This is a genomic window from Leisingera sp. SA215 (genome assembly GCF_055902035.1).
Genome location: NZ_JBVVXU010000057.1, coordinates 1 through 11,498, shown reverse-complemented (window position 1 = coordinate 11,498; position 11,498 = coordinate 1). Strand labels below are relative to the sequence as shown.

At 56.2% G+C, this 11,498-nt stretch carries 3 protein-coding genes, 3 tRNA genes and 3 rRNA genes; 1 reads left to right on the top strand and 8 read right to left on the bottom strand.

Features of this window, described 5'->3' with window-relative positions; genetic code table 11:
- Positions 1–253, top strand: a 253-nt coding sequence (locus tag AC0KW6_RS22410; RefSeq protein ID WP_474034923.1) for a transposase, incomplete at its 5' end; no start/stop codon positions are given.
- A gap of 226 nt (positions 254–479) precedes the next feature.
- On the opposite strand, the gene AC0KW6_RS22405 is transcribed toward AC0KW6_RS22410, so the two are convergent.
- The 8 genes from AC0KW6_RS22405 to AC0KW6_RS22370 form a co-directional block, all read right to left on the bottom strand.
- Positions 480–3,887, bottom strand: a complete 3,408-nt coding sequence (locus AC0KW6_RS22405) for an AAA family ATPase (RefSeq protein ID WP_323783842.1) — start codon at positions 3,885–3,887, stop codon at positions 480–482.
- Positions 3,884–5,065, bottom strand: a complete 1,182-nt coding sequence (locus AC0KW6_RS22400) for a metallophosphoesterase family protein (protein WP_323783840.1) — start codon at positions 5,063–5,065, stop codon at positions 3,884–3,886. The genes AC0KW6_RS22405 and AC0KW6_RS22400 overlap by 4 nt, the downstream gene beginning before the upstream one ends.
- Before the next feature lie 380 nt (positions 5,066–5,445).
- Positions 5,446–5,522 (bottom strand) — tRNA-Met (locus AC0KW6_RS22395).
- 44 nt (positions 5,523–5,566) lie between these two features.
- A 5S ribosomal RNA gene (gene rrf / locus AC0KW6_RS22390) occupies positions 5,567–5,681 on the bottom strand.
- 211 nt (positions 5,682–5,892) lie between these two features.
- A 23S ribosomal RNA gene (locus AC0KW6_RS22385) occupies positions 5,893–8,734 on the bottom strand.
- A 411-nt stretch (positions 8,735–9,145) separates the two neighbouring features.
- Positions 9,146–9,221: transfer RNA gene (locus AC0KW6_RS22380), tRNA-Ala, on the bottom strand.
- A gap of 20 nt (positions 9,222–9,241) precedes the next feature.
- Positions 9,242–9,318, bottom strand: a tRNA-Ile gene (locus AC0KW6_RS22375).
- 259 nt (positions 9,319–9,577) lie between these two features.
- A 16S ribosomal RNA gene (locus tag AC0KW6_RS22370) occupies positions 9,578–11,042 on the bottom strand.
- The 16S, 23S and 5S rRNA genes sit together here with 3 tRNA genes alongside, the layout of an rRNA operon.
- Between the last annotated feature and the right edge of the window lie 456 nt (positions 11,043–11,498).

The window sequence follows — 11,498 nt, the reverse complement described above, 5'->3', positions numbered from 1 at the left end:
GGACCGAGGCTATGACGCCGACTGGTTCCGAGAGGCGTTACAAGACAAAGGGATACGCGCCTGTATCCCCGGCCGAAAGCAACGCAAGATCCCGGTCAAATTCGACAAGCGCCGGTATAAGCGGCGAAATCGCATCGAGATCATGTTCGGAAGGCTGAAGGACTGGCGGCGCGTGGCAACCCGCTATGACCGCTGTCCGAAAGTCTTCCTCTCAGCCATCGCCCTCGCTGCAACCGTCATCTTCTGGTTATGAATCCTGACCCTAACTCATTCATGTATGAACCGATACTCGACATGTCTGCCGAACACTTGAAGATCCTGCTCAGGGATGTCCAAGCTCTATAATTGCGTGCAAATTCCCTGTGTCTTGAAGGCTTTCGAAACAATTCAATCTTGGCGTTTGGCTGACAATCATCCTTGGGGGGAAATTGTTCCCAATGCATTGCAAGGTCGAACTTGGCTATAGTCTCGTAGATCTTTCAGTTTGGCATTTCCACGAAAGCCACCCCTTCGATACAGTCTCTCGCCAGCTCAACCAGATGGGCGTGATGCGTAAAGAGGATAGCTTGCCCGTTCGCCCCGATCTCGGCGCAAAGCTGCAGGGCCGCACGTGCGCGCGTATCGTCAAAGGTTTCCATGATGTCGTCCAGGATCATAGGCAGTGGACCAGGTTCCCGCGAAAAGCTGCGATATCCAGCAAGGCGTAACGCAAAATACAACTGGCCCATCGTACCCGTCGACATTTGCTGCACTGGAACGGTGCTACCATCAGGTTGAATACCTACGAGCTTTTCACCTTCCGCCTCGGTCCAGACGTCAACGCCGCTCCAAGCGGGCATGGTCATAGCGACAAAGGCATCTTCAACGTCACTCAGCATGCTGCTGCGCCGCTCTGCCGCAAGGCGACGTAATGCCCCTCGTGCCGCCAGCACTCCAAGCCGAGCCACCGCCGCCTGGCGTGCCCCGTTCCGCAATTCTTCCAGCAGTGTCGCCTGTTCGGTCGCAAGATCACTGCGGTCGGCGGCCTCAAAGGCTTCGCGGTACAAACGATCCGCCTCGCGCTGTGCGTCGCGAGCGGCGTCGCGGCTGAGCTGTTCGTCTTTCAGCGCCTGTTCCAGTTCGCCCGCGCGCGTGGCGTCAGGCATCCGGGCCAGTTCCTCGATAAAGAGGTCAGCGTCCACGCCAGCGCGGGCCTTTTGACGTTCACGTTCCGCCATTGCCATTTTCGCGCGCATGCGATCACGTTCAGCCAACTTTGCGACACGATCGCCCGGCGCAAAGTCCTGACCACCTTGCCCTTCAAAACAAGCGTCTAGATCGGCCTTAGCGTCCTGACGCTCGGTCTCTGCGCGACGTTTGGAACGGTCAAGTTCACCCCGTCGCAATACGGCCTCTGTACGTTTTTCGTCCGCCCGGGCGGCCTGAGATACACGCGATCGCGCACCGTCGATGATTTGCATGGAGTCGGTAGTTAGTTCGACTTCAGGACCATCCATGATTTGGGCCAAACGCTGCGCGCCATCTGAAAGCGCGGCAATCGCCTGCTCCAAGGCCTCAACCCGAACCGAAAGCCTTTGATGCTCGCTATGGAGTTGATGCAAGCTGCGCAGATGCGGCAAGGCGGAACGTATTGCTTTGAGCGAGCGATCTGGCAGAGGCAGCGCCGCAGTCAAGCGCTCAAGCTGCCGCTGTGCCTTTTCGAAGTCACTACGACATTGCTCTGCCTTGCTGTCCAGCTCGGCAACAGTCCGTTTGCCTTCCTGCCATTTGGCCCATGCCTTGCGGTCGCTTTCTTCCAACGTGAGCGCACGGTGAACCTGTGTAGGCAGATCGCCTTGCGCCGGGCCAAGCCCGAGGGGAAGCGCCGCGTCAGTCAACGCATCGCGAGCCGCTTGCTGATAAGCAAGAAGGTCCTTCAAGGCTTTTTCAGCATTGGAAAGGTCGGCCGCAGCATCGGCGGCAGTCATCAGAGCCTGTTGGCGCGAGCTGAAGGCCGACGCGGGCGCGTCATCCTCCAATCCGAAGGCGCGCGCCAATCTGGAACAACGCTCCGACAGGCGGTCACGCTGCGCAACCAAATCACCGTGACGCGTCTTTGCTGTTTCATGCCGGGCTTGGGCACTCTGCACCTGTCCTTGTGCTGCCAGCAGCCGCTGGCGCGCCTCGGCTCCCATCAGGTAATGTGCGCGAGCGCCGTCATCAGCGTACATCGCCGCCTCGAACTGATCAGCCGTCTCGGCCGAGAGATCGCCCCGATGCTGCTGCCATATGATGTCACGCAGACGCCGTGTCTCTTCTATCTTGACGATGTCAACGGCGTCAGGTGCGGCCGCCTGCGCAGATAGATCTGCCCGCGCCTCGGCCAGTTCTGCTGCGCGGGCCTCGACGTCTTTGTGAGCCGACGCAAGATCGGCGGTCAGGGTCGTCCAATCCCGACTGACTTCGTCGAGCGTTTCAGGCGCAGGCAGGCCTGCGGCAACAAGGTCTTTCCAGGACTTCCGTAGGCCAGCTGTGACCTTGGTCAGCCGCGCCAAAGCCTGGGTTTGGTTCGTCTCGACCGCGGACATATCCGCCACGGCCTTCCAATTGTCGAAGGCGACTCTCAGAGCCGTTAAATCTTGCGGTTCAATGGGCGCTTCGCCTTGTTGGGCGCGGGCTGCGTCAACGGCCTCCCATGCGGCGTCGGCTGAAAGACTGGTGGTCAAACACTCCTGCACTGCGGTCGCAAGCTCCTCCAGATCGCTCGCCTTCAAGGCAAGCGTGGATACTCGCGCGTTTGGGATCCCGAGAAGCCCTATCGCTTCGTCTATTTGCCTTTTTAAACTGTCCCGGTCTCCGCGGCGTCGGTCCAGATCGGCCCGTGCGGTGCTGGCCCGCCCCATCAGCGATGCTCCATCGACCTTCAGTTGATCAAGCCGATCCAACTCTGCCGTCAAAGGCTCGGCCAGCTTGTCGACCGGGTGGTCTACGATGATCTGGTCTTGTTTGACAATTTCGTCTTCCGCTTCAGTGATCCGGATCGACTGAGCCGCGATTTTCTCGACAAGGCCTGCCACACGCTCTGCCGCATCGGGAGAGAGGTCGGGACCTTCGGGGAAATCGACCAGGGCTTTGGTCAGCTGCCCTATCTCCTCGGTCTGATCGTACCAGACATCCGCAGCCTTCGACGCCGCTAATCCTTGATAGGCCTGTCGGAGTTTGGCATCGGCAGTTTCGAATTCGGCTAATGTCTGGTTACGATCATGACGCAGCTTGCGCTCGCGTTCTGCTGTCAGGCGATCCGCTCGCAATTCGCGACCAATCTCCTTCAGCCGATCGCTACCGGTCTTCAACACCGTGCCCCGGCCACGTTTCTTACAAAATTTGTCGGCCCGCTCGGCCAACAAATCCAGCGTTTGAGCCATGCCCGTCAGGCCGGAGAGACCCGCATACAGGAGTTGGCCGAGATCCCCATGCGCTCCGGCAATCCGCTCGCCGCCTTCGCGCAAACCTTTCTCATTGAGTGAAAACCGTTCCTCATAGGTTTCTCGGTTTAGGCCGTGCAGAGCGCCTGACAGGAGCGCCTCGTTGATCGGGCGGTCATTCGCGTCCAAGAGCGATTGGGTCCGTTTGCTGTTGCGACGCAAGACCACGGTTCCGCGCCCGGGCAGATCAAGTTCTGCACCCACCACAAGATCACTTCGATCGAACCGGAAGGCATAAGGATGCGCCCCGCCCTTGAACCCGAAGAGCAACTCCAGGAACCCGTTGAAGGCAGTAGACTTGCCAGCCTCGTTCTCACCAAAGATCACCGTGACGTCGGGCATGCCTTCGGAAGGTTTTGGAAAAACAATGTGGGCGTCCTTGAAACGGCCGTAGCGGATCAGATCGAACCGGTTCAGCCTCACCTTGAGGCCCCCGCGTGCAATGTCAGAGTGACTTCGGCAATCGCTTCCTCGAGAAGCGCATCCAGACTGTCTTTATCAAGCTCATCCATGATTTCTGACGGCATCGATAGACGCAATTCTTCGAGCTGTTGCAGAGCTGCCTGTCGAAAGCCTTCTTCGACCAATTCCTCCCGCATCAGACGAACCAGATCATCCGTCTCGGCACCGGGTTGCCGTGGCGGCGGGACAGATTTGACTTTATCGAGAAATACGCTGTCGATGCTGTCCAGCACTTCTGTCGCCAGTTCTGTTACAAGGTCCGCCCCATGTCGATCCGAGGTGACGTGCAGGCGCACCGCCACATCGCGGCCTGGCACTTGCGCGGCGAACAACGCATCCCGCAAGCTGCGCAAGACCTGCTGTTGGTCAGAACAATTGCTCAAGTCCAACACGCATTCGAAAAAGCCAAGGCGTCCAACGGCGCGGCGTTCGAACTCAGGCAAACCCTCCCCTAGCGTCACGAAGGTTACCGTGCCACCCTTGCGCTCACCAAAATGACGCGGTTGTGGAATTCCAGGCATTACCGCCAGAACCGGTCCATCGGCTCGCTCAAAAGGTGCATGAATGTGCCCAAGGCACCAGAGGTCGTACCCATGCGCCATCAGGTCCCCTTCAGCGCAGGGCGCATAAGGATCATGCCCTTGCGCACCATCAAGAGAGGTATGCATGAGCCCGACGTTTCGCTTGCCGGGCACCGGTCCGTGATAGTCAGGCAGGAAGCTCGTCGCCACATGCGCCGCGTCGAAGGAGAGACCATGGAATACCGCGTCACCGATTTCGACCGTCGGTGCGCCCTTGTGTAACAGGTGGATGTTTGGCCCCAAGTCTCCATGTGCATGGTGGTCGAGTAACGCATCGTGGTTGCCCCTGATCAGCACCGAGGGCACACCCGCACTCGAGGCTCGCGCCAACTGTGCAATAAGGAAGGCGCGGGATTTCAGGTCCGGGTAACCATTGTCAAAGATGTCACCTGCCAGCACCAACGCATCGACCTGCTCCGATATCGCCAAATCCACAATTTCTACAAATGTATCGCGGCTGGCCTGCTTCAGCCGATCACCTAGATCGGGGTTGCGCAACGCAACAGATCGAACTGGTGAACCAAGGTGAATGTCAGCTGAAACGAGTAGCCGCATCATGTTCTCACGCTATCGCTCAATGTCCGAACCCCTTCTCTCACCTATTCAACGTTTTTGAAAGGTAGAGGTATTTAGTCATCACCAATCATCATGAAATATCTTACACGCCGCGACGCTCCGAATATTCGTTGAAACAGACTGAGGTAGCAAACTTTTATTGTCTTCCGTATTGGTGAGGTCAGATTTCCGTCAAGAGCCGGAACCCGTATGCAGAAACTGCTCGGGATGACAGAGTGCACGCGGTCGAGCCGTGACGTTGATTTCATTGAATTTTTGTTGTGCGACTCGCCAAACGTTGACGTGGCGTTGACATGGAATGCGGACAAGCAAAAAGCCCCGCGTGATGCGAGGCCTAAGTGTTTTGTATTATTTGGTATTTTTGGTTGCGGGAGCAGGATTTGAACCTGCGACCTTCAGGTTATGAGCCTGACGAGCTACCTGGCTGCTCCATCCCGCGTCAGGTTATTATTGCATCGTTGCGAGAGATTTGGATTTTACTAGGTTTGGCGGTGACCTACTCTCCCAGGGCTTGAGCCCAAGTACCATCGGCGCGGCAGTGCTTAACTTCCGGGTTCGGGAAGGGACCGGGTGTTTCACTTGCGCTGTAGCCACCAAACCGAGAAAAATCCAACAAGCCTGCGGCTTGTGGATGTTTCTCGGTCAGCGGCAGGCAGCGTGTTTGCGAAGCAAACATGCGTTGCCGCACCTGAGCTATGTCACATGACATATCCACAAGGGCAGGCGTTACAATCAAGGTTGTCCAAGTGTTTGTTATTTGGGATGTGTTTGCTTGTTTGGTGTTTCCGTAACACTGTCTGTTACTGGATCAAATCAAGCCTATCGGGCGATTAGTACCGGTCAACTGAATGCATTGCTGCACTTACATCTCCGGCCTATCGGCGTGGTGGTCTTCCACGGCCCTCAGGGATACCTTGTTTTGAGGGGGGCTTCCCGCTTAGATGCCTTCAGCGGTTATCCTGTCCGAACATAGCTACCCTGCACTGCTGCTGGCGCAACAACAGGTCCACCAGTGGTTCGTTCACCCCGGTCCTCTCGTACTAGGGGCAACTCCTCTCAAGTATCCTACACCCACGGCAGATAGGGACCGAACTGTCTCACGACGTTCTAAACCCAGCTCACGTACCTCTTTAAACGGCGAACAGCCGTACCCTTGGGACCTGCTCCAGCCCCAGGATGAGATGAGCCGACATCGAGGTGCCAAACACTGCCGTCGATATGGACTCTTGGGCAGTATCAGCCTGTTATCCCCGGCGTACCTTTTATCCGTTGAGCGATGGCCCTTCCACTCGGGACCACCGGATCACTATGGCCGACTTTCGTCTCTGCTCGACTTGTCAGTCTCGCAGTCAGGCTGGCTTCTGCCATTGCACTCAACGAGCGATTTCCGACCGCTCTGAGCCAACCTTCGCGCGCCTCCGTTACTCTTTAGGAGGCGACCGCCCCAGTCAAACTACCCGCCACGCAGGGTCCCGGATCCGGATAACGGACCGCGGTTAGATATCAAGAGTGCGAAGGGTGGTATCTCAAGGGAGGCTCCGCCGCGACTTGCGTCACGGTTTCGATGCCTACCACCTATCCTGCACATCACAATCCTGATACCAGTGCGAAGCTGTAGTAAAGGTGCACGGGGTCTTTCCGTCTAACCGCGGGAAGCCTGCATCTTGACAGGCAATTCAATTTCGCTGAGTCGATGTTGGAGACAGCGGGGAAGTCGTTACGCCATTCGTGCAGGTCGGAACTTACCCGACAAGGAATTTCGCTACCTTAGGACCGTTATAGTTACGGCCGCCGTTTACCTGGGCTTCAATTCGGAGCTCTCACCCCTCCTTTTAACCTTCAGGCACCGGGCAGGCGTCAGACCCTATACGTCGCCTTGCGGCTTCGCAGAGCCCTGTGTTTTTAATAAACAGTCGCCACCCCCTGGTTTGTGCCCCCGGATTCCACTTGCGTAGGACCCGGGCCTCCTTCTCGCGAACTTACGGAGGTATTTTGCCGAGTTCCTTCAACATCGTTCTCTCAAGCGCCTTGGTATTCTCTACCAGTCCACCTGTGTCGGTTTAGGGTACGGTCTGACGGAGGGCTATTTCCAGGGACTGATCAGCAGCCCATTCAATCCGATAAGGATGAACTACCTTCACAATCCGTCACATCCTCCTGGCCCACGAATATTAACGTGGTTCCCATCGCCTACGCCTTTCGGCCTCGGCTTAGGGGCCGGCTTACCCTGCTCAGATTAGCTTTAAGCAGGAACCCTTGGACTTTCGGCGAGAGTGTCTCTCACACTCTTTGTCGCTACTCATGTCATCATTCTCACTAGTGATCTCTCCACGGGATCGCTCACGCGCCCGCTTCATCGAAAGCCTCTCTCCTCCAATGCTCCCGAAGGAACTAAGGAGGAATGAGACTATGTCACACTACGCTCTGCTACCATGCACGATGTGCATCCTCGGCTTCGGCTCATGGCTTGAGCCCCGTTACATCTTCGCCGCAAGACATCTTGATTAGACCAGTGAGCTGTTACGCTATCTTTAAAGGATGGCTGCTTCTAAGCCAACCTCCTGGTTGTTTTGGACGTCTCACCTGCTTTCCCACTTAGCCATGAATTGGGGGCCTTAGCCGGAGGTCAGGGTTGTTTCCCTCTCCACGACGGACGTTAGCATCCGCCGTGTGTCTGCCATCCAGTACTCCCGGGTATTCGGAGTTTGGTTAGGATCAGTAAGCCTGTGGGGCCCCATTACCCATCCAGTGCTCTACCCCCCGGGGTATTCGGATGACGCTCTACCTAAATAGATTTCGCAGAGAACCAGCTATCTCCGAGTTTGATTGGCCTTTCACCCCTAGGCACAGCTCATCCCGATCCTTTTCAACGGATGTGGGTTCGGTCCTCCAGTGCGTGTTACCGCACCTTCAACCTGGCCATGCCTAGATCACTCGGTTTCGGGTCTGATCCCACGAACTCATGCGCCCTATTAAGACTCGCTTTCGCTGCGCCTACACCTAACGGTTTAAGCTTGCTCGTGAGACCAAGTCGATGACCCATTATACAAAAGGTACGCTGTCAGCCCTCAAGGGGCCTCCAACTGATTGTAGGCGTTCGGTTTCAGGTACTGTTTCACTCCCCTCGCCGGGGTGCTTTTCACCTTTCCCTCACGGTACTGGTTCGCTATCGGTCAGTAAGGAGTACTTAGCCTTCGGAGGTGGTCCTCCGATCTTCGAACAGGATTTCACGTGTCCCGCCCTACTTAATACGTCCCTCAGAGCTTAGAATACGGGGCTGTCACCCGCTATGGCCATGGTTCCCAACATGTTCTTCTCACTCATCAGGCTCGGCTGGTCCGCGTTCGCTCGCCGCTACTAACGGAGTCTCTATTGATGTCCTTTCCTCCGGGTACTTAGATGTTTCAGTTCCCCGGGTTTGCTCTTATAGACCTATGTATTCAGTCCATAAGTACCTGGTTAAGCCCATTATAAGCAGCCATCCGGAATGAACCGGCGGCTATTATAACAAACTTTCAGGTGGGTTCCCCCATTCAGAGATCTTGGGATCAAAGCCTATTCCCGGCTCCCCCAAGCTTATCGCAGGGTATCACGTCTTTCATCGCCTCTTACTGCCAAGGCATCCACCAAACGCCCTTCTCGCGCTTGATTTGATCCAGAAAGAGAAAGTGTTACCTTTCAGGGCACCGGAAGCTGGTAACGAACCGGCGCCGCTATTTCTGAACCAAAAAGCAAACTATCCCGCTCCCGGCCACTGATGCGACCAGGAACTTGTTGCATGATCCTCGGATCATGCGGGTTAGTGTACTTGACTTGGACAACACTGTCTTTTCAATCAGGCAGACTTCAGGACGTCTGAGGAAACATGACGTATTCTGAAGCTCGCATCCCGTCCCGAAGGACAGTCAGCACCTGACTGAGACCGGTCCCTCACTCGGGCGGCCAACAGTCTTGTTGATTGTATCTCTCTTTACGATGTCAATTTTCGTCTGAAGAACAGACGTTCAAACAGTCATCAACTGCTTGAAGATATGTTCTTCCTTGCGGCGCCCCCGCGGGCGGTGGTGGAGCCTAGGAGGATCGAACTCCTGACCTCCTGAATGCAAATCAGGCGCTCTCCCAGCTGAGCTAAGGCCCCAAATATACCCCGAGGGATAATGGTGGGTCGAGGAGGACTTGAACCTCCGACCTCACGCTTATCAGGCGTGCGCTCTAACCACCTGAGCTACCGACCCAGGTTTTCGTTTCGCTCTGCAAAACAAAACCGGTGTGCGACAGGGTATTGCAAGGCAATGCCCGAGAGCAGCACTCAGTGGTTATGTCACCGGACAGCTGCCAGTAACGGCTGCTGCCGCGTGTGTTCCTGAAGAGATATGAGGACGGTCCGGTCCGGAGGGCATCTTGCGATGCCCCGATGCGGGCAGCTTTGATTGCTGCCCATGCTAAGTGATGCACGATCAGGAGCAAGCTCCATGATGCCAGCATCATCCTTAGAAAGGAGGTGATCCAGCCGCAGGTTCCCCTACGGCTACCTTGTTACGACTTCACCCCAGTCGCTGATCCTACCGTGGCCGCCTGCCTCCCCGAAGGGTTAGCGCAGCGTCGTCGGGTAGAACCAACTCCCATGGTGTGACGGGCGGTGTGTACAAGGCCCGGGAACGTATTCACCGCGTCATGCTGTTACGCGATTACTAGCGATTCCGACTTCATGGGGTCGAGTTGCAGACCCCAATCCGAACTGAGACAGTTTTTTGGGATTAACCCATTGTCACTGCCATTGTAGCACGTGTGTAGCCCAACCCGTAAGGGCCATGAGGACTTGACGTCATCCACACCTTCCTCCCGCTTATCACGGGCAGTTTCCCTAGAGTGCCCAGCTTGACCTGCTGGCAACTAAGGATGTGGGTTGCGCTCGTTGCCGGACTTAACCGAACATCTCACGACACGAGCTGACGACAGCCATGCAGCACCTGTCACTCGGTCACCGAAGTGAAAACCAGATCTCTCTGGCGGGCCGAGGATGTCAAGGGTTGGTAAGGTTCTGCGCGTTGCTTCGAATTAAACCACATGCTCCACCGCTTGTGCGGGCCCCCGTCAATTCCTTTGAGTTTTAATCTTGCGACCGTACTCCCCAGGCGGAATGCTTAATCCGTTAGGTGTGTCACCGAATAGCATGCTACCCGACGACTGGCATTCATCGTTTACGGTGTGGACTACCAGGGTATCTAATCCTGTTTGCTCCCCACACTTTCGCACCTCAGCGTCAGTATCGAGCCAGTGAGCCGCCTTCGCCACTGGTGTTCCTCCGAATATCTACGAATTTCACCTCTACACTCGGAATTCCACTCACCTCTCTCGAACTCAAGACCAGGAGTTTAAGAGGCAGTTCCAGGGTTGAGCCCTGGGATTTCACCCCTTACTTTCTGGTCCGCCTACGCGCGCTTTACGCCCAGTAATTCCGAACAACGCTAACCCCCTCCGTATTACCGCGGCTGCTGGCACGGAGTTAGCCGGGGTTTCTTTACCAGATACTGTCATTATCATCTCTGGCGAAAGAGCTTTACGACCCTAAGGCCTTCATCACTCACGCGGCATGGCTGGATCAGGCTTGCGCCCATTGTCCAAGATTCCCCACTGCTGCCTCCCGTAGGAGTCTGGGCCGTGTCTCAGTCCCAGTGTTGCTGATCATCCTCTAAAACCAGCTATAGATCGTAGACTTGGTAGGCCGTTACCCCACCAACTATCTAATCTAACGCGGGCCGATCCTTCTCCGATAAATCTTTCCCCCGAAGGGCGTATAAGGTATTACTCACCGTTTCCAGTGGCTATTCCTTAGAGAAGGGCACGTTCCCACGCGTTACTAACCCGTCCGCCGCTCACCCCGAAGGGCGCGCTCGACTTGCATGTGTTAGGCCTGCCGCCAGCGTTCGTTCTGAGCCAGGATCAAACTCTCAAGTTGAAACGCCGTTGCCAGCGTATCCTTGACGTTCGAACCTCTGCACATCACTGGTTGCTTTAACAAAGCCGCCAAACACGGGGGTTTGACACGCCTTGCGATCCGACCCGGCTAGGAACCGGAACTGCAACCAATCATTCTCTGTCTGTTGTGCTTGGTTTCAAAAGAAACCGAAGCCGAACAAGACAGTGAAGCTGACACTCAATCATCGGAAGCGAACCCCCTATGAGCGTTGACATACAGACGCTGATCCATCGAAATGAACCAAACCGCCCGCATATCTCTTCAGTTATCCATCAATGTCAAAGAGCAAACATCCCGAGGTCAAAAACAGGACCGATGCGCCAGTTCCCCAGCGCGCCCGCCTGCCATATCCTGCAAAATGCCCCGGTCTCTCCCGGGTGTCCTGCCGTCTCTCCGGCCCGTCCCGGCGTCTCTCCGCCGTGTCTCCCGTCCGTT

Excerpts from the sequence above, each read along its gene's own strand:
- AC0KW6_RS22400 (WP_323783840.1), bottom strand. The coding sequence starts at position 5,065 with ATGATGCGGCTACTCGTTTCAGCTGACATTCACCTTGGTTCACCAGTT.